This window comes from Enterobacter sp. PI-10, from assembly GCF_027947695.1.
Classification (GTDB): domain Bacteria; phylum Pseudomonadota; class Gammaproteobacteria; order Enterobacterales; family Enterobacteriaceae; genus Enterobacter; species Enterobacter vonholyi.
The window spans coordinates 73829-100246 of record NZ_JAJNOG010000001.1; the positions used below are offsets into that span (position 1 = coordinate 73829).

23 protein-coding genes are annotated in these 26418 nt (G+C 57.8%); 17 read left to right on the forward strand and 6 right to left on the reverse strand.

Features of this window, described 5'->3' with window-relative positions; genetic code table 11:
• Positions 1 to 87: 87 nt before the first annotated feature.
• The 4 genes from iraP to adrA all read left to right on the forward strand — a co-directional run bounded on the left by iraP (position 88) and on the right by adrA (position 3479).
• Positions 88 to 348: an anti-adapter protein IraP gene (iraP, locus tag LRM19_RS00350; protein WP_024906786.1), complete on the forward strand. Its 261-nt coding sequence runs from the start codon at positions 88 to 90 to the stop codon at positions 346 to 348.
• 99 nt (positions 349 to 447) lie between these two features.
• Positions 448 to 1863 (forward strand): alkaline phosphatase, encoded by a 1416-nt coding sequence (gene phoA, locus LRM19_RS00355; RefSeq protein WP_271366857.1) that lies wholly within the window; start codon positions 448 to 450, stop codon positions 1861 to 1863.
• An 89-nt stretch (positions 1864 to 1952) separates the two neighbouring features.
• The gene (gene psiF / locus LRM19_RS00360) at positions 1953 to 2273 is read left to right on the forward strand and encodes a phosphate starvation-inducible protein PsiF (RefSeq protein WP_008503278.1); all 321 of its coding nucleotides are present in this window, start codon (positions 1953 to 1955) and stop codon (positions 2271 to 2273) included.
• A 102-nt stretch (positions 2274 to 2375) separates the two neighbouring features.
• A complete protein-coding gene (gene adrA / locus LRM19_RS00365) occupies positions 2376 to 3479 on the forward strand; it encodes a diguanylate cyclase AdrA (RefSeq protein ID WP_111963441.1) in 1104 nt (367 codons plus the stop codon).
• A 14-nt stretch (positions 3480 to 3493) separates the two neighbouring features.
• On the opposite strand, the gene proC is transcribed toward adrA, so the two are convergent.
• Positions 3494 to 4303, reverse strand: coding sequence for a pyrroline-5-carboxylate reductase (gene proC, locus LRM19_RS00370; RefSeq protein WP_111963440.1), 810 nt, complete (start codon positions 4301 to 4303; stop codon positions 3494 to 3496).
• A gap of 97 nt (positions 4304 to 4400) precedes the next feature.
• On the opposite strand from proC, the gene LRM19_RS00375 reads away from it, so the two are divergent.
• The 5 genes from LRM19_RS00375 to ppnP all read left to right on the forward strand — a co-directional run bounded on the left by LRM19_RS00375 (position 4401) and on the right by ppnP (position 7038).
• Positions 4401 to 4859 carry a YaiI/YqxD family protein gene (locus tag LRM19_RS00375; protein ID WP_010428006.1) on the forward strand — a complete coding sequence of 153 codons (459 nt, stop codon included), beginning with the start codon at positions 4401 to 4403 and terminating at the stop codon, positions 4857 to 4859.
• A gap of 144 nt (positions 4860 to 5003) precedes the next feature.
• On the forward strand, positions 5004 to 5528 hold the full coding sequence (gene aroL / locus LRM19_RS00380) for a shikimate kinase AroL (protein WP_271366860.1): 525 nt from the start codon (positions 5004 to 5006) through the stop codon (positions 5526 to 5528).
• Between the two features lie 44 nt (positions 5529 to 5572).
• A complete protein-coding gene (gene yaiA / locus LRM19_RS00385; RefSeq protein WP_023334675.1) occupies positions 5573 to 5764 on the forward strand; it encodes a protein YaiA in 192 nt (63 codons plus the stop codon).
• 237 nt (positions 5765 to 6001) lie between these two features.
• Positions 6002 to 6679: an AroM family protein gene (locus LRM19_RS00390; RefSeq protein ID WP_032661586.1), complete on the forward strand. Its 678-nt coding sequence runs from the start codon at positions 6002 to 6004 to the stop codon at positions 6677 to 6679.
• Positions 6680 to 6750: 71 nt separating this feature from the next.
• On the forward strand, positions 6751 to 7038 hold the full coding sequence (ppnP, locus tag LRM19_RS00395; RefSeq protein ID WP_008503270.1) for a pyrimidine/purine nucleoside phosphorylase: 288 nt from the start codon (positions 6751 to 6753) through the stop codon (positions 7036 to 7038).
• Positions 7039 to 7086: 48 nt separating this feature from the next.
• Here the strand turns inward: ppnP and rdgC are convergent, their stop codons facing one another.
• Complete coding sequence (rdgC, locus tag LRM19_RS00400; RefSeq protein ID WP_023310540.1) at positions 7087 to 8001, reverse strand: recombination-associated protein RdgC; 915 nt, start codon at positions 7999 to 8001, stop codon at positions 7087 to 7089.
• A 123-nt stretch (positions 8002 to 8124) separates the two neighbouring features.
• On the opposite strand from rdgC, the gene mak reads away from it, so the two are divergent.
• Positions 8125 to 9030 (forward strand): fructokinase, encoded by a 906-nt coding sequence (gene mak / locus LRM19_RS00405; RefSeq protein ID WP_271366861.1) that lies wholly within the window; start codon positions 8125 to 8127, stop codon positions 9028 to 9030.
• A 76-nt stretch (positions 9031 to 9106) separates the two neighbouring features.
• On the opposite strand, the gene sbcC is transcribed toward mak, so the two are convergent.
• Together sbcC and sbcD are read right to left on the reverse strand one after the other, a co-directional pair.
• The gene (sbcC, locus tag LRM19_RS00410) at positions 9107 to 12238 is read right to left on the reverse strand and encodes an exonuclease subunit SbcC (RefSeq protein ID WP_271366862.1); all 3132 of its coding nucleotides are present in this window, start codon (positions 12236 to 12238) and stop codon (positions 9107 to 9109) included.
• Complete coding sequence (gene sbcD / locus LRM19_RS00415) at positions 12235 to 13440, reverse strand: exonuclease subunit SbcD (protein ID WP_271366863.1); 1206 nt, start codon at positions 13438 to 13440, stop codon at positions 12235 to 12237. Before sbcD ends, sbcC begins: the two co-directional genes overlap by 4 nt.
• 187 nt (positions 13441 to 13627) lie before the next feature.
• Here sbcD and phoB point away from each other — a divergent pair, with 187 nt between their 5' ends.
• The 7 genes from phoB (at position 13628) to LRM19_RS00450 (ending at position 24883) form a co-directional block, all read left to right on the forward strand.
• The gene (gene phoB / locus LRM19_RS00420; RefSeq protein ID WP_008503265.1) at positions 13628 to 14317 is read left to right on the forward strand and encodes a phosphate response regulator transcription factor PhoB; all 690 of its coding nucleotides are present in this window, start codon (positions 13628 to 13630) and stop codon (positions 14315 to 14317) included.
• Positions 14318 to 14338: 21 nt separating this feature from the next.
• Entirely contained in the window at positions 14339 to 15634 is a 1296-nt protein-coding gene (phoR, locus tag LRM19_RS00425; RefSeq protein ID WP_045909799.1) for a phosphate regulon sensor histidine kinase PhoR, read from the forward strand.
• Positions 15635 to 16043: 409 nt separating this feature from the next.
• Positions 16044 to 17363, forward strand: coding sequence for a branched-chain amino acid transporter carrier protein BrnQ (gene brnQ, locus LRM19_RS00430; protein ID WP_111963434.1), 1320 nt, complete (start codon positions 16044 to 16046; stop codon positions 17361 to 17363).
• An 81-nt stretch (positions 17364 to 17444) separates the two neighbouring features.
• A complete protein-coding gene (gene proY / locus LRM19_RS00435; protein ID WP_008503261.1) occupies positions 17445 to 18818 on the forward strand; it encodes a proline-specific permease ProY in 1374 nt (457 codons plus the stop codon).
• A gap of 163 nt (positions 18819 to 18981) precedes the next feature.
• The gene (malZ, locus tag LRM19_RS00440) at positions 18982 to 20799 is read left to right on the forward strand and encodes a maltodextrin glucosidase (protein WP_271366864.1); all 1818 of its coding nucleotides are present in this window, start codon (positions 18982 to 18984) and stop codon (positions 20797 to 20799) included.
• 86 nt (positions 20800 to 20885) lie between these two features.
• The gene (locus tag LRM19_RS00445) at positions 20886 to 23501 is read left to right on the forward strand and encodes a DUF2339 domain-containing protein (RefSeq protein WP_271366866.1); all 2616 of its coding nucleotides are present in this window, start codon (positions 20886 to 20888) and stop codon (positions 23499 to 23501) included.
• The gene (locus LRM19_RS00450) at positions 23498 to 24883 is read left to right on the forward strand and encodes a DUF3999 domain-containing protein (protein WP_271366868.1); all 1386 of its coding nucleotides are present in this window, start codon (positions 23498 to 23500) and stop codon (positions 24881 to 24883) included. Before LRM19_RS00445 ends, LRM19_RS00450 begins: the two co-directional genes overlap by 4 nt.
• A 43-nt stretch (positions 24884 to 24926) precedes the next feature.
• Here LRM19_RS00450 and LRM19_RS00455 read toward each other — a convergent pair whose 3' ends face one another.
• Together LRM19_RS00455 and acpH are read right to left on the reverse strand one after the other, a co-directional pair.
• Complete coding sequence (locus tag LRM19_RS00455) at positions 24927 to 25529, reverse strand: peroxiredoxin (protein ID WP_008503347.1); 603 nt, start codon at positions 25527 to 25529, stop codon at positions 24927 to 24929.
• Positions 25530 to 25780: 251 nt separating this feature from the next.
• Complete coding sequence (gene acpH, locus LRM19_RS00460) at positions 25781 to 26362, reverse strand: ACP phosphodiesterase (protein ID WP_115874336.1); 582 nt, start codon at positions 26360 to 26362, stop codon at positions 25781 to 25783.
• Between the last annotated feature and the right edge of the window lie 56 nt (positions 26363 to 26418).

Consider the following 26418-nt stretch of genomic DNA (forward strand, 5'->3'; position numbering starts at 1 on the left):
ACTTTTGCATACCATAATTAATTTCTTCTCTTTGCAATAGGGATTCAGAGTGATAACTTCAGACAAAACTGAAAAGGAACTGGCACGATGAAAAACCTCATTGCTGAATTGCTGGTCAAGCTGGCACAAAAGGAAGAAGAGTCAAAAGAGCTGGTGGCTCAGGTCGAAGCGCTTGAAATTGTGGTCACCGCGCTGCTGCGACAAATGGCGAAAACCGATCAGCAGGCGTTGATTGAGAGCGTGGAAGGCGCGCTGGATAGCGTCAGGCCTGAATCGCAGGTACCGGTTGAGGATGCTGAGATGCTCCACCAGTACGTAAAGAAGCTGTTAAGGCATCCGCGCAGCTAAACCGTCACAGGACGTAACGACGTGTCATAGAATTGTCATGCAGGATGCCTATAGTCGCTCTGTTTTTATTTTTATGTATTTGTACATGGAGAAAATAAATTGAAACAGAGCGCACTTTTCATCGCATTACTTCCCCTGTTAATTACCCCTGCCATTTATGCTGATACGACGCAAACCAGCGTGCTGGATAATCGTGCGGCAAAAGGGGATATCACCCAGCCTGGCGGCGCGCGTCGTTTATCAGAAGATCAAACTGCTGCTATTCGCGCTTCGCTGAATTATAAGCCGGCGAAAAATATTATTCTGCTGATTGGCGATGGAATGGGGGATTCCGAAATCACGGCGGCGCGAAATTATGCCGAGGGTGCGGGCGGCTTTTTTAAAGGTATCGACGCATTACCGTTGACCGGACAATATACCCACTACGCGCTGGATAAAAAAACCGGTAAACCGGATTACGTAACGGACTCCGCGGCCTCTGCCACGGCGTGGTCCACCGGCGTGAAAACCTATAATGGTGCGCTGGGCGTGGATATTCACGAAAAAGATCATCAAACCCTTCTGGAGATGGCAAAAGCGGCGGGCCTGGCGACCGGCAACGTCTCCACCGCTGAACTTCAGGATGCGACGCCTGCGGCGCTGGTGGCACACGTGACCTCGCGTAAGTGCTACGGCCCGTCAGTGACCAGCGAAAAATGCCCTACAAATGCGCTGGAAAAAGGCGGCAAAGGTTCGATTACGGAACAGCTGCTGAACGCGCGTCCTGACGTGACGCTGGGCGGCGGCGCGAAAACCTTCGCGGAAACCGCGACGGCGGGCGAGTGGCAGGGCAAAACGCTGCGCGAGCAGGCGCAGGCTCGCGGCTATCAGCTGGTGAGTGACGCAAATGCTCTGGCGGCGATAAGCGAGGCGAACCAGGATAAACCGCTGCTGGGGCTGTTCTCTGACGGCAACATGCCCGTGCGCTGGGAAGGACCAAAAGCCTCGTATCACGGCAATATCGATAAGCCTGCGGTGACCTGTACGCCAAACCCGAAACGCACGGACAGCGTACCGACGCTGGCGGCGATGACCGATAAAGCGATCTCTCTGCTGAGCAAGAGCGAAAAAGGGTTCTTCCTGCAGGTAGAAGGCGCGTCGATCGATAAGCAGGATCATGCGGCGAATCCGTGCGGTCAGATTGGCGAAACCGTCGATCTGGACGAAGCGGTGCAGAAGGCGCTCGCGTTCGCGAAAAAAGACGGTAACACCCTGGTGATCGTCACCGCGGACCACGCGCACGCCAGCCAGATCGTTCCGCCAGATACCAAAGCCCCTGGCCTGACGCAGGCGCTGAACACCAAAGATGGTGCCGTCATGGTGATGAGCTACGGTAACTCTGAAGAAGAGTCCATGGAGCACACGGGCACCCAGCTGCGTATTGCCGCCTACGGCCCGCACGCGGCCAACGTGGTAGGCCTGACCGATCAAACGGATCTGTTCTACACCATGAAGGCGGCGCTGGGCCTTAAATAATAAAATCCCGGCGGAAATCACATCTGCCGGGTGGTTTTTTTCCTGTCACGAACCAGACTTACAGGGAATGTTCACAAAAGGATGGTGCAATGAAAACAACATTACTGGTTACTCTGCTCTCCGGCCTGTTCCTGGTCGCATCGGCGAATGCGGAAGAGAAAACGTTAACGCCGCAGCAGCAGCGTATGACCACCTGTAATCAACAGGCGACGTCTCAGAGTCTGAAGGGCGATGCTCGTAAGACCTACATGAGCGACTGCCTCAAAAACGGCGCCTCGAAGCCGGCTGAAAAAAGCCTGACGCCTCAGCAGCAAAAGATGCGCGAGTGTAATGCCAAGGCAACCGAGCAGTCCCTTAAAGGGGATGACCGCAGCAAGTTCATGAGTGCCTGCCTGAAGAAAAAAGTGTAGTTCGAACGGGTGAGCGGCACCGGCGGCTCACCCGAAATTTCATACTTTCCCCGCAGACCCCCTCTCTATAATTTGGGAAAATGTTTCAGAATATTCCCAAAAATGATGAATGATGAAACGTATTACAACAAAAAGCGCATTCGGGAAGAGTGGAATTTAACCCTTTCTCAGGATGACCCTCACCGCGCCGGCATTCAGTTTGCCCGGCGGGTTCGGCTGGCGCGCGCCGTGGGGCTGGCAGCGATGTTTTTCCCGGTTGCGGGAATGCTGGTCACCCATTTTTTACCCGGAGGCTGGTGGCTTTTACTGGTGGGGTGGGCGTTCGTCTGGCCCCATTTCGCCTGGCAGTTATCCTGCCGGGCCGCGTCACCTCAACAGCAGGAAGTGTTCAATCTTAAGATCGATGCCATCATTGCCGGGCTCTGGATCGGCGTGATGGGGATGAGCGCGTTACCCTCGGCAGCGCTGGTGATGATGGTAGGTATGAATATGATGGGCTCTGGGGGCTGTCGCCTGTTTATCCCGGGGATCCTGTTGACTCTGCTCTCCGCTCTGGTGACGCTGCCGCTTGTCGGGAGCGTGGCTGTTTTCAGGCCCGACCCGGTAGAGTGGGGCCTAACGCTGCCCGTACTGGTGCTTTATCCCATGCTGTTTGCCTGGCTCAGCCACCGCACCGCCGTCAGGCTTGCAGAGCACAAGCAGCGGCTGGAAATGATGAGCACCCGTGACGGCATGACCGGGGTCTTTAATCGCCGCCACTGGGAAATGCTGCTGCGAAATGAATTTGAGCATTGCCGCCGCGACCACTGCACCGCCACGATTTTGCTGATTGATATCGACCACTTTAAAAACATCAACGACACCTGGGGGCACGCTGTGGGCGACGAGGCGATCATCGCCATTACGCGTCAGCTCCAGCGGTCAGTACGGTCAGGTGATGCTATAGGCCGGTTTGGTGGGGATGAGTTTGCGGTGATTATGTCGCAGACCGCGGCGGAAAGCGCCATCGCGGTGATGTCGCGGTTGCATGAGCGGCTGGAAAAACTGACGTTACCGTGCGCACCAAAAGAAGCGCTGCGCATCAGCGTAGGCGTTGCCCCCTGGGGGCCGCAGTTTGGACATTATCGGGAATGGCTGAAGGCGGCTGACGTGGCGCTGTACAGGGCGAAAAATGCCGGGCGCGGCCGCACCGAAGTGGCCGCCTGACGCCCGGTCAGAAATCAGGATTTACTCAGCTTCTCTGATTTTTCCATGCATTTTGCCATTGCCTCAATGACGGCCGAGCGGAACCCGCGCTCCTCCAGCACCCGCACCGCTTCAATGGTGGTACCGCCTGGGGAGCAGACCATATCTTTCAGCTCACCCGGGTGTTTACCGGTCTCCAGCACCATTTTGGCGGAGCCCATGACGGCCTGCGCGGCGAACTTATACGCCTGGGCGCGCGGCATTCCGCCAAGCACGGCGGCATCGGCCATCGCTTCTAAAAACATGAAGACATACGCAGGGGCTGATCCACTGACGCCGACCACCGGATGGATCATCGATTCGGCAATCACTTCTGCTTCGCCGAAGCAGCGGAAAATGTTCAGTACATCAGCCACTTCTTCTGAGGTCACCAGCGCGTTAGGCGTGACGGAGGTCATGCCGGCGTTGACCAGCGAAGGGGTATTGGGCATCGCTCGGACGATTTTACGATCGTGACCCAGCGCGCGCGCCAGCTGATCGAGGGTGACGCCCGCGGCAATCGACACGACCAGCGTCTCTTTATTCAGGCTGGAGGTGATATCGCTCAGCACTTTGATCATGATGTTCGGCTTGACGGCGCCAAAGACGATATCGGCGACCTGGGCCACTTCCTGCGCGCTTTCGGCGGCGTTGATCCCGTATTGATCGCGCAACGCGGCGACCTTGTCCGGTGACGGGGTATAGACCCAAATCTGACCCGGCAGCACCTGCCCGCTGGCGATCAGGCCGCCCAGGATGGCTTTGCCCATGTTACCGCAGCCGATAAACCCGATTTTCTTGTCCATCACGATTCTCCGTCATTATGCGTTGTTTTCTCTGATTGATAGCTTAACAACGAAATGCAGGCGACAATAGCCGGCAGAGTTATTATGGGGAGACAATATGGCGATTTGGGTTGATGCGGACGCGTGTCCGAATGTGATTAAAGAGATTTTATTTCGCGCCGCCGAGCGCGTTCAGATGCCGCTGACGCTGGTGGCGAACCAGAATATTCGCGTACCGCCTTCGCGCTTCATCCGCTCTTTGCGCGTGCCGGCCGGGTTCGACGTGGCGGATAACGAAATTGTCCGCCTGTGCAGCGCGGAGGATCTGGTGATCACGGCGGATATTCCGCTGGCTGCCGAAGTGCTGGAAAAAGGGGCCGCGGCGCTCAATCCGCGCGGAGAGCGATACTCGCCGTCGACCATTCGCGAGAAGCTCACCATGCGCGATTTTATGGATACGATGCGGGCCAGCGGCGTGCAGACCGGGGGGCCGGACAGCCTGTCACAGCGCGATCGTCAGCAGTTTGCTGCCGAACTGGATAAATGGCTGCTGGAGGTGAAGCGCCGCACAGCGTAATGATAATTATTGTCAATTTGTGGTACAGTGTGGCTTCCACAGGGTTGTCATCCCGTACCGCTTTGCAGTAAAGTAATCGCAACATCTTCTGCAATTATTTCTTTACACTCTTCAGCCATCCGGCATCAAGGGGAACACCTGGCTATGACCCAACCCATCTTTTTAGTTGGCCCCCGCGGCTGTGGGAAAACCACCGTTGGCCTGGAGCTGGCACGCGTGTGTCATCGCCAGTTTGTGGATACCGACCACTGGCTGCAAACCGAGGCTGGAAAAACCATCGCTGAGATTGTTGAGCAAGAGGGATGGGAGAGCTTTCGCGCGCGCGAAACGGCCGCGCTGAAAGCGGTCACCACCCCGTCAGCCATGATCGCGACCGGGGGTGGCATTGTTCTGGCGGAGTGTAATCGTCACTTTATGCGCGAAAAGGGGATTGTGATCTACCTTAGCGCGCCGGTGTCGGCCCTGGTTGGGCGTCTGGAAGCCTTTCCGGAAGAGGGACAACGCCCTGCGCTGACCTCCAGGCCGCTGAACGAAGAGGTGAGTGAAGTGCTGGCGGAACGCGATGCGTTATACCGCGAAGCGGCTCACCACGTGGTGGATGCGTCAGCCTCTCCTGAAGACGTTGTGATTCAGATTATTACCGCCCTGCGTTTGGCTTGTGCCAGCTAAGCGGCGTCTATACTTATAGCTCAGACATAAAAAAAGGATGAGCTATGCCAACCAGACCTCCCTATCCGCGTGAAGCGCGCATTGTTACCGTTGAAAAAGGCCATACGGGTCATACCGTGACCTGGTATCAACTGCGTGCCGATCACCCCAAGCCGGACTCGCTGATCAGTGAACACGAGACTGAACAGGAAGCGCTGGATGCGAAACGGCGCTATGAAGATCCCGACATAACCTGAATGTTTTCCTAAACGCTCCAGGATCGTGCCTGAATCACACTTTTTACTCATCGTGAAAGTTAAGCAGGAGTTAATATTTAGTTATTACAAGTAACTCTGGTATCGGCAGGCGATCTTTACATTTCGATGTCGGGATCACCTGCTACGCTTGGTGCTGTTTTGTTGAAAAAACGAACTGTGCAGCGTAGTGAGCCTGTACCTGTGTGCACGATGTTGGAGTAATGGAAGGCGATAAAGATGAAGGCAACGTTGGCGATCCTCACCATTGGTGTGGTCCCTGTAAGCGAAGTGTTACCGCTCTTAACCGAGCATGTATCTGAACAACAGATAACGCATCTTAGCCTGCTGGGGAAGATGAGTCGGGAAGAGGTCATGGAGGACTACGCTGTCGAGGCGGGGGAGGATCCCCTGGCGACGTTATTAAGTGACGGTAAACTGGCGCACGTTTCACGCCAGAAAATCGAGCGCTCGCTGCAGGGCGTGATAGAAGTGCTCGATAATCAAGGTTATGACGTTATTTTGCTGATGAGCACGGCTCCCATTAAGGGGCTCACGGCGCGCAATGCGATTTTGCTGGAACCTATGCGGATCATTCCGCCGCTGGTGGCCTCCATCGTGGATGGCCATCAGGTGGGGGTGATTGTCCCCATCGAGGAGCTCATGGATAACCAGGAGGCAAAATGGCACGTGCTGGAAAAAGTGCCCTTGTACGCACTGGCCAATCCGTTCTGGGACAGTGAGGCCAAACTCATTGCTGCCGGGAAGGAACTGCTGGAGAGAGGGGCCGATGTCCTGATTCTGGACTGCCTGGGTTTCCACCAGCATCATCGTGATTTACTGCAAAAAGCGCTGGATGTCCCGGTGCTGTTATCCAACGTACTGATGGCTCGCCTGGCCTCGGAACTGCTCGTGTAATGATTTTGCGTGACAGGTGATGAGCATGGCCCCTATAGTGAATTTTTATTTAAAAATATAAGGGCCAGTTCATGCTTCAGAGTAACGAATACTTTTCCGGTAAAGTGAAATCCATTGGTTTTACCAGCAGCAGCACTGGCCGCGCCAGCGTTGGCGTAATGGCGGAAGGGGAATACACCTTTGGCACGGCGGAAGCGGAAGAAATGACGGTCGTCAGCGGTGCGCTGAACGTCCTGCTGCCGGGCGAAACGGAATGGAAAGTTTACGCTGCCGGGCAAGTTTTCAACGTCCCTGGCCACAGCGAATTTCATTTGCAGGTGGCTGAGCCCACCTCTTATCTGTGCCGCTACCTGAAATAAAAAATTAGCCGGGTGGCGCTAACGCTTACCCGGCCTACGTTTTGCCCGTTATCGCTGCGCTTCGCCGCCGAGACCTTCCACCAGATTCTGAATCAACGCGGCCAGCTCGCCGGTCATCAGGATGAAATCCGCGTCAAAACGCTGGGCGTAATCTTCCCTGTCTATATCTTCGTTCTGATCGCGCAGCTCGTCGCAGAACTTCAGACGCTTCACGGAGCCGTCGTCGCACATCACGAACTGGATGCGCTGCTGCCAGTCGAGCGCCAGCTTGGTGACCACTTTACCCGCTTCGATGTGTACGGCGATCTCGTCGCTGACCAGATCCTGCTTCTTCGCGCGGATCACGCCGCCATCTTCCAGCAGGGCTTTCAGCTCGGCTTCATCAAGGATCTGGAAGCCCTGGGCCGCAGCGCCGCTGCGTACCCATTCGGTCAGCGTCAGCTCGATCGGCGTTTCCAGCGCCAGCGGAACGACCGGTAAAGATCCGATGCTTTTGCGCAGCAGGGCCAGCGTATCTTCTGCTTTCTTGGCGCTGGCGCAGTCCACCATGATCAGCCCGTTGACGGTGTCGATCCACATCATGGTCTGGCTGAAGCGGCTAAAGGCGCGCGGCAGCAGGGAGTGCAGTACTTCGTCCTTCAGCGAATCTTTTTCGGTTTTTTTCAGCTTGCGGCCCTGTTCGGCTTCCAGCTTAAAAATTTTCGCCTCGAGCGCCTGCTTAACCACCGGCGTCGGCAGGATTTTCTCTTCTTTACGGGCACAGACGATAATTTGACCCGTGCTGCTGGCGTGGGTCAGTGCATCGCTTTGTGAACCCATTGGCGGAACCCAACCGGTTTTTGCCATATCCTGGCTACCGCAAGGGGAAAAGGTATAAGCGGCTAACTGTTTTTCCATCTCTTCTGCACGCAGCGAAACGTCGCGGCTGAGACGGTAAACCATCAAATTTTTGAACCACAGCATGATAATTTCCACGGCCTTGTCGTTAAATCAGCGGGCATGATAACGAATTGTCGCATCGCTTGCATTGCTAATCGGGATGCGTGCTTCTACTCTGTTGATAATCAAAATAATGAGGAGAGTCTTGTGCGTATTGGGATCGATTTGGGCGGCACCAAAACAGAAGTCATCGCGCTGAGCGAGCAGGGGCAGCAGCTGTTTCGCCATCGTCTGCCAACGCCGCGCGATGATTATCGCCAGACTATCGAGACGATTGCCCAACTGGTTGAGATGGCCGAGCAGGCGACAGGGCAAACCGGGAGCGTAGGGATGGGGATCCCGGGGTCGATCTCGCCGTATACCGGCGTGGTTAAAAATGCCAACTCCACCTGGCTTAACGGCCAGCCGTTTGATAAAGATTTGAGCGTGCGCCTGAACCGGGAAGTGCGTCTGGCCAACGACGCTAACTGTCTGGCGGTCTCCGAGGCCATCGACGGCGCGGCGGCAGGTGCCCAGACCGTGTTTGCCGTGATCGTCGGTACCGGCTGCGGTGCGGGCGTGGCGTTTGGCGGACGCGCCCATATCGGCGGTAACGGCACCGCGGGTGAGTGGGGTCACAACCCGCTGCCGTGGATGGATGAAGACGAGCTTAAATACCGCGCTGAAGTGCCGTGCTACTGCGGAAAACAGGGCTGTATTGAGACGTTTATCTCCGGTACCGGTTTTGCGACCGACTACCATCGCCTGAGCGGCCAGCCGCTCAAGGGTAATGAGATCATGCGTCTGGTCGAAGCGCAGGATCCTGTGGCGGAGCTGGCGCTGAGCCGCTACGAAATGCGGCTGGCGAAATCGCTGGCCCACGTGGTGAATATTCTCGATCCGGACGTGATTGTGCTCGGCGGCGGCATGAGCAACGTCGACCGGCTGTACGCCACGGTGCCGAACCTGGTGAAGCAGTGGGTTTTCGGCGGCGAGTGTGAAACTCCGATCCGCAAAGCTGTCCACGGTGACTCCAGCGGCGTGCGCGGCGCGGCGTGGCTGTGGCCGGAATAAAAGCAAATAGTGTTTATTCCCTCTTCCTGTGGGAGAGGGCAAGGGTAAGGGGCACCAGAACGCACCGTTCCACCCTTCACCCCACCGCAAATTCCTTATCCAGCCTGCTATACCCCAGCCCGTTAATTTTCTTCACCTTGATCTGCACCGGAATACGCTCTTTCATCGCCTCTACGTGGCTGATCACGCCGATGGTTTTCCCGGTGGCGTTCAGTGCGTCGAGCGCATCCAGCGCCGTATCCAGCGTCTCACTGTCGAGCGTGCCGAACCCTTCATCCAGGAACAGGGAATCGATCCGCGTTTTATGACTCACAAGATCGGAAAGCGCCAGCGCCAGCGCCAGGCTGACCAGGAAGCTCTCGCCGCCTGAGAGCGTGCGGGTATCGCGAACCGCATCCGCCTGCCACGTATCCACCACTTCCAGCTCCAGCGCGTCGCTGGCCTTACGCTGCAATAAATAACGCCCGTGCAGGCGGTTAAGCTGCTGGTTAGCAAGCCAGACAAGATTGTCCAGCGTCAGCCCCTGGGCGAACTTGCGGAACTTGTCGCCGGTGCTCGAGCCGATCAGCGCGTTCAGGTACCCCCAGTCGTCTGCCTGGCGCGCGGCCTCTTCAATTTCCTGCATCAACGCCAGCTGGTGCTGCCGGTTATCGCTGTCCTGCTTAAGCTGCTGACGGATCTCGCCCTGATGCGTGGTGTTCTCGCGAAGCCGTTGCGCCAGCTGCTGCAGCTGGCTTTGCAGCGCAGGAGCATCTTCGTCGAGCCCTTCCGGCCGCAGAGTCAGATGAGACTGCAGCTGTTGGTTCGCTTGCCCGCACAGCGCCGCAGCCTGCTGTATCTGGTTTTCCAGCGACTGCTTTCGCTGTTCGAGGCGACGAATAGCGTCGTCATCCAGCAGGGCGGCAAGGAACGCCTCCCGATCGGCAAAGCAGCTCGCCGAGAGCGCCGCGGTGAACTGCGTCTGCGACTGCTGCAGGCGCTCTTGCTCCAGCTTTTCCTGCTGCTGCTGCGCGGTGAGCTGGCTTTGCAGCGACACGCATTCGTCGTGCACGTCGCGCCAGCCGTCCGGAATGGCCGGTTCGGCCTCTTCGCTGTGCGTTTCCGGAAGCGCGTCGAGCAGCGGCTTCAGGGCGTTTATGCGTTCCTGAAGCACGCCGTGCTGCGCGTGCTTCTCCTGCCACTGCGCGAATTCAGCTTCACGGGCCTGAAGCCAGGCGCCTTCCTGACCCTCTTCAGGTGCGTTAAGTGAGAGCGCGAGCAGGGCATGTTCCAGCGCCTGGCGCGTGGCCGCCAGCTGCTGCTCATACTGTCGCTCCTGCGCTTCCTGCTCGTTCAACTGGTTCTGCAGGGTCAGACGCTGGCTGAGCTGATAAAGCTGGCGCTCGTACTGTTCCTGTTCGTTCAGCCATGGTGCGATATCATCCTGAATATTCAACGCAATGTTCAGGGACGTGCAGGCCGCCATCCACTCTTTAGTGAGCGCTTGCTCTTCCTGAGAAAGCGTCTGCGCGTCGTCTGTTTCACGCTGGATCTGCTGAGTCAGGGCATTAACCTGTCCCAGCACCAGCAGGCCTTCCTCTTTAAGCGCGGCGACCTCTTTTTCCAGGGCATCACGGCGGCGCTGGTTATCCGTCAGCTCAAGCGACTGATATTGCTCAACGGCCGGATGTTCGCAGGAACCGCACAGCGGACAGGGTTTACCCGCCTCAAGCTGCGAACGGTAATGCTCCAGCTTCTTGATTGTTGCTTCGGTTTCGCACAGGGCTTTCAGGTCGAGATAGTGCTGGTTTTTTTCTTTGTACTGCTGGCGGCGCAGCGTCAGCGTTTCATTGAGTTTATTTTGTTCGGCCTGCGCCTTCTGCACGCTTTCACCGCTCTGACGCAGGCGCTTTTGCAGCGGCTGATAGCGGGCATGCAGCGACGTCAGCTGCTGGCGCAGCGTGCGTGACCGGGACTGCTGCTCCATGGCTACGCTGACTTCGTCCGCCGTTAGCGTCAGCGCATTTTCCGGCATCGCAGCCAGCCTGTTGCGTAATTCACTTATCCGCGCCGCAAGCGAGGCTAACTGCGTTTTATCGCGGTTAAGCTGCGAGAACTGGGCACGCCATCCGGCGATCTCCTGCCCCAGCAGGCGATAACGCTCGTGCTCCGCCAGCCACTGCGCCAGCGCCGTCAGTTCGGTCTGAAGCTGCTCGTGGTTACGCAGGGCGGTATTGCGAATACGCGAACGCAGCGCGATTCTGGCTTGTAAGCGAGTATTTACTTCGATAATACGCTGCTGCGTTTGCGTCAGGCGTGCGGTTTGTTCCTGCTGATGCTCCCAAAGCGGTCGAAGCTGGGCGGCGGGCAGAGCAAGCTGGAGTTTTGCCAGCTCAGGTGCTGCGTCCGCCAGCGCCTGTTGCGCATGCTGCTGGAGCGCGTTGACGCGCTGTTGCTCTCTTACGAGCTCTTCATGGCGCGTAAGCCACTGAAAATCTTTCTGTTGGCTTTGCTGCTGTTCCAGCAGGATTTTCTCTTCGTCAGTAAGTGCCTGCAAACTTTGCTGTAACTGCTGCTGTTGCTCTTCACTCAACAGCACGACGCCCGCCGCCTGCGCCTCGCACTTTTCAAGCACGCTGCGAGCGGCTTTGTGTTTTTCAAACACCATGGCGGAAATCTGGCCGTAGATCTCGGTGCCGGTCAGCTCTTCCAGCAGCTCGGCACGATCGCTCGGTTTGGCGTTGAGGAAGGCAGCAAATTGCCCCTGTGAGAGCAGCATCGAGCGGGTAAAGCGGCCATAGTCCAGCCCGGTGAGCGCGGCGGTTTGCTCCAGTTTATCCGTCACTTTGTCGGCCAGGATTTTGCCATCTTCGCAGCGCGCCAGCTCAACGCGCGGTGCCTGCAGGTTCCCGTCAGGCTGGTTGCGCGCCCGGTTCTGGCTCCAGAAGGCGCGGTAAGCGATGCCTTTTACCTCGAACTCCACTTCAGCCAGGCACTCGGCGGTGTCGCGCGTCATCAGATCGTTTTGCGCCTGGGAGACCTTATTCAGGCGCGGCGTTTCGTGATAAAGCGCCAGACAGATGGCGTCGAGCAGGGTAGTTTTACCTGCCCCGGTCGCGCCGGTGATGGCAAACAGCCCGTTGCTGGCAAACGGCTCAGCGGTAAAGTCAATTTTCCACTCGCCCTTGAGGGAGTTGATATTTTTCAGGCGCAGGCTCAGAATTTTCACGCGTTTTCTTCCTCATCATTGAGCGCATGCAGGGTATGGCTGAACAGTTCGCTGAGCCTTGCGCGCTTCGTGTCGTCGATTTCCTCCTGCGAGAGCCTGCGTTCAAACACCTCTTCAACCCGAAGCTCACTGAGCGTTTCGCGTTGAGCGCTTAACAGTATTTTCTCGCGCTGCTCGCGGCTGCGGCGCACCAGTAACACCTCTACCGGCAAGTCTTCGGTCAGCGCCTGGATTTTTCGCTGCATATCGTGCAGGTAGTCGTCGGTGGTGATTTCGATATCCAGCCAGATGGGGGGATCTTGCTCGACGCCGCGCCACTGCTCCAGCTGTGCGGTGATGGCATTGAGATCGCCTTTCAGCACTGCCAGCGGCTGAGTTACGGGCACCTCCAGCGTGTCGACGGCGCTGAGTTTTCCGTCGGAGAAGGTCACCAGATGTACGGATTTGGCTTTGCCCGTTTCGTCAAAGCTGAGCGAAAGGGGGGAGCCGCAGTAGCGGATGTGCTCGCAGCCGCCGACGATCTGCGCCCGGTGAATGTGTCCGAGCGCAATGTAGTCGGCTGGCGGGAAGTGCTGCGCCGGAAAGGCATCCAGCGTGCCGATATAGATGTCACGCACGGCGTCACTTTTACTGGCCCCGACGGTGGTGAGGTGCCCGGTCGCAATCACCGGAATCGACTGGTCACCGCGCAGGGCACAAGCTTCGGCGTGCTGCTGGTGGTAATAGTCGGTGATGGCCTGTAATAAATGTTGCTGCTTTTCCGCGCCCGACAGTCCCGCCTGGCTTTGCACGATGTCGCGCGGACGTAAAAAGGGAATCGAACACAGCACCGCCCCCGGCGACCCGTCGCGCTTTTTCAGGATCTGTGGGCCGTGCCCGGCGCTGGCGACGACGGTGGTATTGAGAAACGCCAGGATGTCGCGGGATTCATTCAGCGTTGCGACGGAATCATGGTTGCCGGCGACAATCACCAGATGACAGCCGGTTTGCTGCAGATTCACCACGAAGCGGTTATACAACTCGCGCGCATAGCTCGGCGGCGAGCCGGTATCAAAGATGTCACCCGCCACGATAATCGCATCCACCTCGTGCGTCCGGGCCGTTTCCAGCAGCCAGCCCAGGAACGCTTCATGTTCAGCCGCACGGCTTTTGCTGTAAAAATTTTGACCCAGATGCCAGTCCGAGGTGTGAAGTATGCGCATAGCTGATCCGTGGCAAAAAAGAGAAAGCAGGATTATAAACGTTCAGAGAAGGGAAAATAACCGCTGTAATAAAACAACGGTTTGCCCGTTAACGTGGTACTGTTTTTCATAAATCTGTCATAAATCTGACGCATAATGGCGCCGAATTACAAACTTGTAACGTAAATAAGATAAGACAGGGCAAAGTATGGCGAGACGTATTCTGGTCGTAGAAGATGAAGCTCCAATTCGTGAAATGGTGTGCTTCGTGCTCGAGCAAAACGGCTTCCAGCCGGTTGAAGCGGAAGATTATGACAGCGCAGTGAACCAGCTGAATGAACCCTGGCCCGATCTGATTCTGCTGGACTGGATGTTGCCCGGCGGCTCCGGACTGCAGTTTATCAAACACCTGAAGCGTGAAGCGCTGACCCGCGACATCCCGGTTGTGATGCTCACGGCGCGCGGAGAAGAAGAGGATCGCGTGCGCGGTCTGGAGACCGGTGCGGACGATTACATTACTAAACCGTTCTCCCCAAAAGAGCTGGTGGCCCGCATTAAAGCCGTGATGCGCCGTATTTCGCCGATGGCGGTGGAAGAGGTGATCGAAATGCAGGGGCTGAGCCTTGATCCTACTTCTCACCGTGTGATGACCGGTGAAAATCCCCTCGACATGGGGCCAACCGAATTTAAACTCCTGCACTTCTTTATGACCCACCCGGAGCGCGTTTACAGCCGCGAGCAGTTGCTGAATAACGTCTGGGGAACTAACGTGTATGTCGAAGACCGGACGGTTGACGTACATATCCGCCGCCTGCGAAAAGCGCTGGAACTGAGCGGCCACGATCGCATGGTGCAGACGGTCCGCGGCACGGGTTATCGTTTTTCTACCCGTTTCTGAACAATGACAGGAGTGTGACGCGTGCTGGAACGTCTGTCATGGAAAAGGCTCGTCTTTGAACTGATCTTATGCTGTATTCCGGCCTTCATTCTGGGGGCCTTTCTTGGACACCTGCCGTGGTTTCTGCTGGCGTCGGTCACCGGGCTGTTGATCTGGCATTTCTGGAACCTGCTGCGCCTCTCCTGGTGGCTGTGGGTTGACCGAAGCATGACGCCGCCGCCGGGAAGCGGCAGCTGGGAGCCGTTGCTTTACGGTCTGCATCAGATGCAGATGCGTAATAAAAAGCGTCGCCGCGAGCTGGGAAGCCTGATTAAGCGTTTTCGCAGCGGTGCAGAGTCGCTGCCGGATGCCGTGATCCTGACCACCGAAGAAGGGACGATCTTCTGGTGTAACGGCCTGGCGCAGCAGCTGCTGGGCCTGCGCTGGCCGGATGACAATGGCCAGAATATCCTCAACCTTCTGCGTTATCCCGAGTTCACGCTGTATCTGAAAAAGCGTGATTTCACCCGTCCGCACAATCTGAAGCTCAATAATGGCCGCCATCTGGAAATACGCGTGATGCCCTACAGCGATAAGCAGTGGCTGATGGTGGCGCGCGATGTTACCCAGATGCACCAGCTGGAAGGGGCGCGTCGCAACTTCTTCGCCAACGTCAGCCACGAACTGCGAACCCCGTTGACCGTGCTGCAGGGCTACCTGGAGATGATGCAGGAGCAAACGCTGGAAGGTGCGCCGCGTGAAAAAGCGCTGCACACCATGCGCGAGCAAACGCACCGGATGGAAGGGCTGGTGAAGCAGCTGCTGACGCTCTCGAAGATTGAAGCGGCGCCAACGCTCGCGCTGAATGACACCATTGATGTCCCGATGATGCTGCGGGTCGTGGAGCGTGAAGCGCAGACGTTAAGCCACAAAAAGCATCACCTGACCTTTGACGTCGACAACACGCTGAAGGTGCTGGGCAGCGAAGATGAGCTGCGCAGCGCCATTTCCAACCTGGTGTATAACGCGGTGAATCATACGCCGGAGGGGACGGATATCGTGGTGCGCTGGCACCATACCCCAACGGGGGCCGAGTTTAGCGTGGAGGACAACGGGCCGGGGATTGCGCCGGAGCATATTCCGCGTCTGACCGAGCGCTTCTACCGTGTGGATAAAGCGCGATCGCGCCAGACGGGCGGAAGCGGCCTGGGGCTGGCAATTGTGAAACACGCGGTGAATCACCATGAAAGCCGTCTCGATATTCAGAGTACGCTGGGTAAAGGAACCCGCTTCAGTTTCGTTATTCCGGAACGATTAATTGCCAAAAAGATCGCCTGACGGCGGGCGTGTCATTTTACCTTTCCACGGGTCAGCCATCGCTGGCCCGTTTGCTTTGCAGTCAAGCGAAACGCGGATGAATTTTATACGGCTGGCTGTTTTTTGTTCGCATGATTAGCCATGGGTTTTTCTTATAAACAGCGTATTGTGCTGGTGCGTATTTTCATGCTGGCATATTGTTCTGGTTTTGCGATCCCACCTTGCCTTTAAACGTTATAAGCGTTTAAATTGCGCCCCAGATACTGTCAGACCGACTGTATTTGCGTGGTAAATCGAAAAACTATTCTTCTCCACGCCAGGACGGGAGCATTTCCCGCTGAAATTGAGCAAATTTTCGGCTGTATCGTCCCGTGAGGGATATCGAAAATCTCAATGTTTTCAACACCACATCCACAGGCAGTAAGGTTTTATGACCCATCACTTAAAATCGCGTGACATCATCGCGCTGGGCTTTATGACATTTGCGCTGTTCGTTGGCGCAGGCAACATCATTTTCCCTCCAATGGTTGGCTTACAGGCGGGTGAACACGTCTGGACCGCCGCGTTTGGTTTCCTGATTACTGCCGTGGGTCTGCCGGTGCTGACCGTCATCGCGCTGGCGAAAGTCGGCGGCGGTGTGGATAGCCTCAGCACCCCGATTGGCAAAGTGGCGGGCGTTCTGCTGGCAACCGTCTGCTATCTCGCCGTTGGCCCGCTGTTTGCGACCCCGCGTACGGCAACCGTGTCCTTCGAAGTGGGTATTGCTCCCCTGACCGGTGACGGTGCGATGCCGCTGTTTATCTACAGCCTGATCTACTTCGCGATCGTGATTCTGGTTTCCCTCTATCCGGGCAAACTGCTGGATACCGTGGGTAACTTCCTGGCTCCGCTGAAAATTGTGGCGCTGATTGTTTTGGCGGTAGCGGCCATCGTCTGGCCAGCCGGCCCGATTAGCGACGCGATGGACGCCTATAAAAACGCCGCGTTCTCTAACGGCTTCGTGAACGGCTACCTGACGATGGATACGCTAGGCGCCATGGTGTTTGGTATTGTTATCGTTAACGCCGCGCGTTCCCGCGGTGTGACCGAAGCGCGTCTGCTGACCCGCTACACCATCTGGGCCGGTCTGATGGCCGGTGTGGGGCTGACCCTGCTGTATCTGGCGCTGTTCCGTCTGGGTTCCGATAGCGCCATGCTGGTTGAGCAGAACGCCAACGGTGCGGCTATCCTTCACGCCTACGTGCAGCACACCTTCGGCGGTGCGGGCAGTATGCTGCTGGCAGCGCTGATCTTCCTGGCCTGTCTGGTTACCGCGGTTGGCCTGACCTGCGCCTGCGCAGAGTTCTTTGCACAGTATCTGCCGCTTTCTTACCGCACCCTAGTATTTATCCTCGGTATCTTCTCCATGGCGGTGTCTAACCTCGGTCTGAGCCACCTGATTCAGGTCTCTATTCCGGTGTTGACGGCGATTTATCCGCCGTGCATCGTACTGGTAGTGCTGAGCTTTACTCGTCCGTGGTGGAACAACTCTTCACGAATTATTGCGCCAGCCATGTTTATCAGCCTGATTTTTGGTATCCTTGACGGGATTAAAGCATCAGCTTTCGCGCACATACTGCCGGCATGGACACAGCGTCTGCCGCTGTCCGAGCAGGGTCTGGCCTGGTTGATGCCTACCGTTGTTGCACTGGTTCTGGCGATTATCTGGGACCGTGCTGCAGGGCGTCAGGTCGCATCGAACGCTCATTAATCAACGGCAACAAACTGTTTAACCACGGGGCTTAAGGCCCCGTGGTTTTTTGTTTTTTTCGTGTTGAATGGCAAGATTTAAATGGAAAGCACTAACAAACTTAAACGTGGATTGAGCACGCGCCACATCCGCTTTATGGCGCTGGGCTCTGCTATCGGCACCGGTCTTTTTTATGGCTCGGCAGATGCCATCAAAATGGCCGGTCCTAGCGTTCTGCTGGCGTACATTATCGGCGGCGTGGCGGCGTATATCATCATGCGCGCCCTCGGCGAAATGTCGGTTCACAACCCCTCCGCCAGCTCATTCTCCCGCTACGCGCAGGAAAACCTCGGCCCGCTGGCCGGGTTTATCACCGGCTGGACCTACTGCTTCGAAATCCTGATTGTTGCGATTGCCGACGTGACGGCGTTTGGCATCTATATGGGCGTCTGGTTCCCGGCGGTACCGCACTGGATTTGGGTGCTGAGCGTGGTGCTGATCATTTGCGCCGTCAACCTGATGAGCGTGAAGGTGTTCGGCGAGCTGGAGTTCTGGTTCTCCTTCTTCAAGGTCGCGACCATCATCATCATGATTGTGGCCGGTTTCGGGATTATTATCTGGGGGATTGGCAACGGCGGGCAGCCGACCGGGATCCACAACCTCTGGAGCAACGGCGGCTTCTTCAGCAACGGCTGGCTCGGGATGGTGATGTCGCTGCAGATGGTGATGTTCGCCTACGGCGGTATCGAGATTATCGGTATCACCGCCGGGGAAGCGAAAGATCCGGAGAAATCCATTCCGCGCGCCATCAACTCTGTGCCGATGCGTATTCTGGTGTTCTACGTGGGTACGCTGTTCGTGATCATGTCCATTTACCCGTGGAACCAGGTAGGCACCAACGGTAGCCCGTTTGTCCTGACCTTCCAGCATATGGGCATTGCCTTTGCGGCCAGCATTCTGAACTTTGTGGTGCTGACCGCGTCGCTTTCGGCGATTAACAGTGACGTCTTTGGCGTAGGCCGTATGCTGCACGGCATGGCGGAGCAGGGCAGTGCGCCGAAGGTGTTCGCCAAAACCTCACGCCGCGGCACGCCGTGGGTGACCGTCGTGGTGATGACCGTGGCGCTGCTGTTCTCGGTTTACCTGAACTACATCATGCCGGAGAACGTCTTCCTGGTGATTGCATCCCTGGCGACCTTCGCAACCGTCTGGGTGTGGATCATGATCCTGCTGTCGCAGATTGCCTTCCGCCGTCGCCTGTCGCCGGATGAGGCGAAAGCGCTGAAGTTCAAAGTACCGGGCGGCGTTGCGACGACCGTCGTGGGGCTGATCTTCCTGGTGTTTATCATTGGCCTGATTGGCTACCATCCGGACACCCGCATTTCACTGTACGTGGGCTGCGCGTGGATTGTGCTGCTGCTGGTGGGCTGGGTGTTTAAATGCCGCCGCGACCGTCAGCTGGCGGAAGCGCAGTAATCTTTTTTTCTCCCTCTCCTTGTGGGAGAGGGTTGGGGTGAGGGCATCAGGCTGCACTGGTGCCTCCTCCCCCGTCCTCCTCCCCCAATAAATCCCATCATGGTGAGCTATCCTTAACCACCCTGTGGCAAGGTGACGTCAATTTCATCAAAGGGGATTCGTGATGTTAAATGCCTGGCACCTTCCGGTTGCCCCATTTGTTAAGCAAAACAAAGACAACCTTGTGATTACGCTCTGGCTGGCGGGGGAAAATCAGCCTGAACGCGTGACGCTCCGCGCCGAAATCGATAACGAAGAGACCGGGTTGAAAATGCACAAGCTGCGCAGCCAGCCGCAGCCTGGCATCACGGCCTGGCGGGCGAATATCGACCTGCGCAGCGGGCAGCCGCGCCGCCGTTACAGCTTTAAGCTTTTATGGAACAACCGCCAGCTGTGGTTTACCCCGCAGGGATTTAATCGTTTCCCGCCCGCACGGCTGGAACAGTTTGCGGTCGATTACCCGGATAACGGCCCGCAGTGGGTTAACGATCAGGTCTTTTACCAGATTTTCCCGGACCGTTTTGCGCGCAGCGAAAAGCGCACTGCCGACCAGGATAAGATCTATCACCACCATGCGGCGGGTCATGACATTATTCTGAAAGCGTGGGACGAGCCATTAACCGCGCAGGCGGGCGGATCGACCTTCTACGGCGGCGATCTCGACGGCATCAGCGAAAAGCTGCCGTACCTGAAAAAACTCGGCGTGACGGCGTTGTATCTCAACCCGGTATTTAAAGCCCCGAGCGTACACAAATACGATACCGAAGATTATCGCCACGTTGACGCGCAGTTTGGCGGTGACGAGGCGCTGCTGCGCCTGCGTAGGAACACCCAAAACGAAGGCATGCGCCTGATTCTGGACGGCGTGTTCAACCACAGCGGAGATTCGCATACGTGGTTTGACCGGCATAACCAGTCGATGGGCGGGGCATGTCATAACCCGGACTCGCCGCAGCGCGACTGGTACAGCTTTAACGAGGAGGGGCGTGCGCTGGACTGGCTGGGTTACCCAAGCCTGCCGAAGCTGGATTTCCAGTCGCCGTCTCTGGTGAACGAGATTTACGGCGGGGAAGACAGCATCGTGCGCCACTGGCTGAAGGCACCATGGAATATGGACGGCTGGCGCCTGGACGTGGTGCATATGCTCGGTGAAGCGGGCGGAGCGCGGAATAACCTTCAGCACGTCGCCGGGATCACGCGCTCGGCGAAAGCGGCTCAGCCGGAGGCGTTCGTTTTTGGCGAGCACTTTGGTGACGCGCGCCAGTGGCTGCAGAACGATGCGGAAGATGCGGCGATGAACTATCGCGGCTTTACCTTCCCGCTGTGGGGATTCCTCGCCAACACCGATATCTCCTACGATCCGAATCATATCGATGCTGAAACCTGCATGGCGTGGATGGAGAACTACCGCGCCGGCCTGTCGCATCAGCAGCAGCTGCGGATGTTTAACCAGCTCGATAGCCACGATACCGCGCGCTTTAAATCCCTGCTCGGCAAGGATGTTGCGCGTCTGCCGCTGGCGGTGACCTGGCTCTTCACCTGGCCGGGCGTGCCGTGTATCTATTATGGAGACGAAGTGGGGCTGGACGGCAACAACGATCCGTTCTGCCGCAAAACTTTCCCCTGGGAGCCAGCGAAACAGGACAAGGTGCTGTTCAGCCTGTATCAGCGCCTGGCGAAGCTGCGTAATCAGAGTCTCGCCATGCGCTATGGCGGCTGTCAGGTGGTGTACGCCCACGATAACGTGGTGGTGTTTGCTCGCATCTATAACCAGCAGCGCGTGCTGGTGGCGATAAACCGGGGCGAGGCCTGCGAAGTGGTGCTGGATGATTCGCCGCTGCTGAAGGTGGCAGCGTGGAAGAGTAAAGAGGGCAAGGCCACGATTCAGGACGGCGTGCTGGCGCTGCCTGCGATATCCGCGACGATCTGGTTCGGCAGCTAATGCGCTAATGTTTCCACCTTTTAAGATGGCGCAAATGCAACGATTTGTGTCAATCTTAACAGATCGTTTACGGTGAAGGTGGAAACATGGACGAGCTTTACATCCTTGGCTGTTTATTCCTGGTTTTTGCGCTGCTGGTTGCGCCCGTGCTTGCGGTTATCGGGTTTAATCGAAGTACGGCAGCGCGGCAGGAGATAGCCCTGCTGCGCCAGCGCATTGAGGCGCTTGAGCAGCGCGGCGTGTCTGAGAAGGCGCCGGAACCGGTGCAGACCGCCGCGCCGGAGGCTGTTACCGCGCCGATAGTGGAGGAAGCTCCCGCGGCTGTTGACCCCTGGCGCCCCGATATTTCCGCTGCCGTGGCAGAACCCGCTCTGGCGCCTGCGCCAGCGGCAAAACAGCCTTCAGCCTTTGGCGGCATCCTGACGTCGCTTGCGGGCTGGTTCATGCAGGGCAATCCGCTGGCGAAGCTTGGCATTCTGCTGCTCTTCCTCGGCCTCTCTTTCCTGCTGCGCTATACCGTCGAACATTCCCTGTTCCCGCTTGAGCTGCGCCTCGTGGCAACGGCGCTGTTTGCCGTTGTTCTGCTGGCGATTGGGTGGCGGGTGCGGCACAGGCAGCGCGTCTATGCGCTGATCCTCCAGGGCGGGGCGACCGGCGTGCTCTACCTGACGGTGTTTGGTGCATTTCGGCTCTGGCAAATGCTGCCGATGACGCTGGCCTTTACGCTGCTGGTGGTGATTTGCGCGGCGAGCGTCGGGCTGGCGGTGCTGCAGAAGGCGCTGAGCCTTGCCATGCTGGCGAGCCTTGGCGGATATCTCGCGCCGCTGCTCTTATCTACCGGGGGCGGCAGCTTTGTCGCGCTGTTCTCTTTCTATCTTCTGCTGTCCATCGGCATTCTCGCGATCAGCATCTGGCAGCACTGGCGCGAGCTGAACCTGCTCGGGCTGCTGTTTACGTTCGGCGTGGGCGGCCTGTGGGGGCTGAATGACTACCAGCCTGAAGACTATTGGATCTGCCAGCTGTTCCTGATTGCCAATACGCTGATATTCGGCGTGCTGAGCGTGGCGCTGTCGCTGCGGGCGCAGGAGAAAGGGAAGCAGATTATCGACGGCGTGCTGCTGTTCGCCCCGCCGCTGATCGGCTTCGGGATGCAGTACGGCATGACCCGACACTGGGACTATGGCCCGGCGCTGAGTGCCCTCGGATATGGTGCTTTTTATCTTACCCTCGCGTTCCTCGCGCTGCGTCGCTACCCCTCCCTCGGACGACCGCTGGTCATGGCGGCGCTGGCGATCGGCGGCGGGTTCGCCACGCTCGCCATTCCGCTGGCGCTGTCGGCGCGCTGGACGGCGATGGCCTGGGCGCTGGAGGGGCTGGGGATTCTCTGGCTGGGCGTGCAGCAGCATCAGCGGCGCATGAGCTATAGCGGGACGGCGCTGCTGCTGCTGGCGCTCGGCAGCGCGCTGTGGGCACAAACGGACGGCGTTACGGCGCTGAGCCTGCTCCTCATCTTCGCCATCCTCAGCCTTTGCTGGCTGGCGGCGGCCTGGCTGTGGCGGAATCTCTTTCTGCCGGTCAGCTGGGCGCTACTGGCAGGCGGGCTGCTGTTCTGGATAGTGGCGCAGCTGGGCGCGTCGCAGCTGGTACTGACGAAGGAATTACCGATTCTGGCGGGCGTGCTGGCGCTGACGGCGGCGTCGGTCTGGGGCTGGCGGCAGGTGGCTGCTCGCCTGACGTGGCGGGAGCTGGACGCCAGCAAATGGCTGCTGTGGCCGGTTATGCTGCTGATGGTGGGTTATCAGCTCTGGCATCAGCAGATCGTTACCGCCGGCTGGTCAAACCTGGCCTGGTGCGTTGCGCTTCCTGCCGCGCTAATGCTGTTACGGCGCGATGGTGAAAGACTCCTGCCGCGCATCGCGATGGGGCTGCATTTGTCGCTGTTCTGGATGATTTTGCTGGCGCTGGCCGCGGAGCTTTACTGGTTTGCCCGGTCTCTGCCGTGGGGAATGGCGGCCTGGGGAAGCGGATTAGCGATGGCCGCAGGTGGCGGGATTATTATGGCGCTTTCTGCAGCCGTACGGCGTCGCGTGTGGCCGTTCCGGGAGTGGCCTGCGCTCTATGCGTGTCTGGCATCGATCCCTGTCGTCGTGGCGCTGCTGGTATTGCTGGTGGTGACCAATTTCCAGGACGGCGTGATCTATCGTCAGACCTGGCTGCCGCTGGTGAACCCGCTCGAGGAAGGTGCTGCGTTCGCCTTGCTGGGGCTGGTGATCTTTTATCGGGCGGTGGATCGCTACTACCCGTCATGGCTTGCGCAAGCGCGCCCGTGGCCTGCCGTCGCGATTATGGCGTTTGGCTTCTGGTGGCTAAACGGTGTGCTGATGCGCGCCCTGGCCTGGTACGGCGACGTGGCCTGGAATATGGCATCGCTGTGGGATTCGCGGCTGATCCAGACAAGCTTTGCCCTGTTCTGGATGTTGAGCGCGCTGGTGGTCATGATCCATGCCACCCGCAAGGCTTCCCGGCAGGAGTGGCTTTGCGGTGCCGCGCTGCTGGGTGTGGTGATGGTGAAACTGATGCTGGTGGACAGCGCGGGCGGAGGCGGTCTGTCGCGCGCGGTGGCGTTTATCGGCGTGGCGATACTGGTACTGATAGTGGGCTATTTCTCGCCGCTACCGCCAAAAACAGGAGATGAAAAATGAAATGGATGAAAGCGGTTGCGTGTACCGCGCTACTGGCGCTTTCCGGCCCGGCGTTCTGCGACGAAGTACCAACGGAATCGCCCCGTGACTATGCCTTTGGTCGTTCACTCGACACGTCCGTTCCTTCCCGGTGGTATCGGGTAATGCTGCCGCTTGCCGTCTATGAGCAAAGCACGTCGCCGGATCTGCACGATGTCCGCGTCTTTAACCAGTCGGGTGAGCCGGTTCCCTTTAGCCTGATCGCCGCGACGCGCCCGCAGGCGACAGCGCAGTCCACGGCGCTGCGCCTCTTTCCGCTGGATGCCTCGCCGCTCGCGGCTGCCTCAGACGCCGGTGACAGCGATAAGATCCGGCTCCGTTCCCGAAACGGCATTGAGATTGTGCTGGAGGGGCAAAAAGCCGCCGCGGCCGGGCAACATTACCTGCTGACCCTGCCGGAGCAGACGACGGGTGAACTGGTCATATCCCAGTTGCAGCTCCTCTGGAATACCCATGAGACGCCGTGGCAGGGAACGGCGTCGGTCTATTACAGCGAGGATCTCAAGCGGTGGTATACCCTGCGCGAGGATATGCCGCTGCTGGACGTCGTCAGCGGTCAGGATCGTCTTAAGCTCGATCGGCTCGATACCGATACGGTTTTATCTCCCGATGCGAATCGCTATCTCATGGTGGTGCTGAATACGCAGAGCCAGGGGGTAACGTTGACCGGCGTAAACGCAATCAGCGCACCTGCCCAGGCGGCCCCGGAAGAGATTAGTCTTGAAGGGGAAGGTGAGCAGCTATCGACAAGTGAAGCTCAGTGGCGCTGGGCGCGCCCGCAGCCGCTGAGTGCTGTCAGCATCTCGCTGAACGGCGATGGCGTCCTTCCCGTGGAGATAGCGTGGCGGAGTACCGAAAAAGAGGCATGGCACCCCCTGAAGAAAGAGGTGATTTACCGTCTGGAGGGGAAAACGTCCGGACCGGTTTCGCTTAGCGGGGGCCCGGTGCAGGCAGTGAAAATCACGACGCTGAATGCGCGTCTGCCAGAATACCTGCCGAGCGTTACGGGGCATCGCGACCGCTATGATCTTGTGTTCAACGCGCAGGGGAAAGCGCCGTACGTCCTCGCATGGGGCAACGGTGCCGCAAAGCCTGCCAGCGTGGAGCCTGACATGCTGATCCCAGCCGACCTGCGCAAGACCTATGATATGGCGAACCTGCCGCAGGCCGATATTGTGGATGATGTCGCGTTGGGCGGCGAGGGGCGGCTGAACGCCACCTCTGCAGCTGAGCGGGCGAGCTGGCTGAACGCCCTGCTGGTATGGGGCGTACTGATTGCGGGCGTGATCCTGCTGGCGGGCATGGCCTGGCGCATCTGGCGAGAGACGCAGCGTAAGGCATAAAAAAAGGCCCGCATAAGCGGGCCTTTTTCGTAAACCGTGCCGATTACAGGCTGGATACGTTCTCAGACAGGTATTTAGCTACGCCGTCTGGGGAAGCAGCCATACCTTCTTTACCTTTTTCCCACTGAGCCGGGCACACTTCGCCGTGCTCTTCGTGGAACTGCAGCGCGTCAACCATGCGCAGCATTTCGTCGATGTTACGACCCAGCGGCAGATCGTTCACAACCTGGTGACGAACGATGCCGTTCGCGTCGATCAGGAAGGAACCGCGCAGCGCAACGCCAGCGTCCGGATGTTCGATACCGTAAGCCTGCTGGATTTCGCGTTTGATGTCCGCAACCATTGCGTATTTCACCGCACCGATGCCGCCTTTGTCGACAGGGGTGTTACGCCATGCGTTGTGTACAAACTCAGAGTCGAAGGAGACGCCAACAACTTCCACGCCACGCTTCTGGAATTCTTCATAACGTTTGTCGAATGCGATCAGCTCAGACGGGCAAACGAAAGTGAAGTCCATTGGCCAGAAGAACAGAACGGTCGCTTTACCGTTGGTGTGCTGTTTGAAGTTGAAGTTTTCAACGATTTCACCGTTGCCCAGAACTGCTGCAGCTGTAAAATCCGGAGCCGGACGAGTTACCAGAACCATATGATTCTCCTGTAGATACTAAGGTTATTTGGAACGCAACGCGAGCCAGTATAGAGAGTGTGCATCGATAAGACAAAGAGGTGGTGACAATCGTTCCGCCAGCTTTTACCTATCAATGTCATTTTTATACACAAAATCATTCAAGTTGCATCAAGGCGGCAAGTCTGGGAATCCCCAGGAGCTTACTGAAGTAAGTGACTGGGGTGAGCAGACGTAGCCAACGCAGAGGCAGCTTGAAGGATGACGTGTATTTAAAGCTGTTTGTTTTTCGCCTGCACCATCATGCGCGGGTAAAACTGCCAGAAGCGGGTCTCCAGCGCATCGTAATGTTCATCCAGGTCATACCAGGAATCCCGCAGCGCATCCAGGCGCGGGCGACGGCTCGCCATCCCGTTCAACACGTTCTGGATGAAGTCCATCTCGCGATAGCGCTCCAGCCAGCGTTCCGACCACAGATAGTTGTTCAGATTCACAAAGCGCGGCGGCGAGTCGGGCAGAATGATCGACACCTGCTGGTGGGCATAGCGCACAAATTCGGGCAGGGGTAGCTCCGGCGAGAGCTGTGCCCAGTGGCGCGACAGGAAGTGATCCCACATCACGTCAAGCGTGATCGGCGCAACGCGGCGCGTTTCAGGGCGGAACCACGCTTTGGCTTCCGTCACTTCCGGCAGTTTATCCGTCAGCACGTCGATGCGGCGGTGCATAAAAATCCCGTCGACAACCTCAGGGGAGTAGTCCTCCGCGGGGTTGCCGCGAACGAAATCGGCCAGCAAATTGCCGGAAAGGGAGCTGTCAGCGAGGTGTGCGAGATGCAGGTGAGCGAGAAAATTCATGCGTTTTTTTGTCCGGGGGCGGCTAGTTGTTGCAGCAAAAGGGTGTGAGCACTAGA

What these genes read in the sequence shown, in the direction of transcription:
- iraP (WP_024906786.1), top strand. Translation starts at nt 88, where the DNA reads ATGAAAAACCTCATTGCTGAATTGCTGGTCAAGCTGGCACAAAAGGAA.
- psiF (WP_008503278.1), top strand. Translation starts at nt 1,953, where the DNA reads ATGAAAACAACATTACTGGTTACTCTGCTCTCCGGCCTGTTCCTGGTC.
- adrA (WP_111963441.1), top strand. Translation starts at nt 2,376, where the DNA reads ATGATGAATGATGAAACGTATTACAACAAAAAGCGCATTCGGGAAGAG.
- proC (WP_111963440.1), bottom strand. Translation starts at nt 4,303, where the DNA reads ATGGACAAGAAAATCGGGTTTATCGGCTGCGGTAACATGGGCAAAGCC.
- LRM19_RS00375 (WP_010428006.1), top strand. Translation starts at nt 4,401, where the DNA reads ATGGCGATTTGGGTTGATGCGGACGCGTGTCCGAATGTGATTAAAGAG.
- aroL (WP_271366860.1), top strand. Translation starts at nt 5,004, where the DNA reads ATGACCCAACCCATCTTTTTAGTTGGCCCCCGCGGCTGTGGGAAAACC.
- yaiA (WP_023334675.1), top strand. Translation starts at nt 5,573, where the DNA reads ATGCCAACCAGACCTCCCTATCCGCGTGAAGCGCGCATTGTTACCGTT.
- LRM19_RS00390 (WP_032661586.1), top strand. Translation starts at nt 6,002, where the DNA reads ATGAAGGCAACGTTGGCGATCCTCACCATTGGTGTGGTCCCTGTAAGC.
- ppnP (WP_008503270.1), top strand. Translation starts at nt 6,751, where the DNA reads ATGCTTCAGAGTAACGAATACTTTTCCGGTAAAGTGAAATCCATTGGT.
- rdgC (WP_023310540.1), bottom strand. Translation starts at nt 8,001, where the DNA reads ATGCTGTGGTTCAAAAATTTGATGGTTTACCGTCTCAGCCGCGACGTT.
- sbcD (WP_271366863.1), bottom strand. Translation starts at nt 13,440, where the DNA reads ATGCGCATACTTCACACCTCGGACTGGCATCTGGGTCAAAATTTTTAC.
- phoB (WP_008503265.1), top strand. Translation starts at nt 13,628, where the DNA reads ATGGCGAGACGTATTCTGGTCGTAGAAGATGAAGCTCCAATTCGTGAA.
- brnQ (WP_111963434.1), top strand. Translation starts at nt 16,044, where the DNA reads ATGACCCATCACTTAAAATCGCGTGACATCATCGCGCTGGGCTTTATG.
- proY (WP_008503261.1), top strand. Translation starts at nt 17,445, where the DNA reads ATGGAAAGCACTAACAAACTTAAACGTGGATTGAGCACGCGCCACATC.
- malZ (WP_271366864.1), top strand. Translation starts at nt 18,982, where the DNA reads ATGTTAAATGCCTGGCACCTTCCGGTTGCCCCATTTGTTAAGCAAAAC.
- LRM19_RS00445 (WP_271366866.1), top strand. Translation starts at nt 20,886, where the DNA reads ATGGACGAGCTTTACATCCTTGGCTGTTTATTCCTGGTTTTTGCGCTG.
- LRM19_RS00450 (WP_271366868.1), top strand. Translation starts at nt 23,498, where the DNA reads ATGAAATGGATGAAAGCGGTTGCGTGTACCGCGCTACTGGCGCTTTCC.
- LRM19_RS00455 (WP_008503347.1), bottom strand. Translation starts at nt 25,529, where the DNA reads ATGGTTCTGGTAACTCGTCCGGCTCCGGATTTTACAGCTGCAGCAGTT.
- acpH (WP_115874336.1), bottom strand. Translation starts at nt 26,362, where the DNA reads ATGAATTTTCTCGCTCACCTGCATCTCGCACACCTCGCTGACAGCTCC.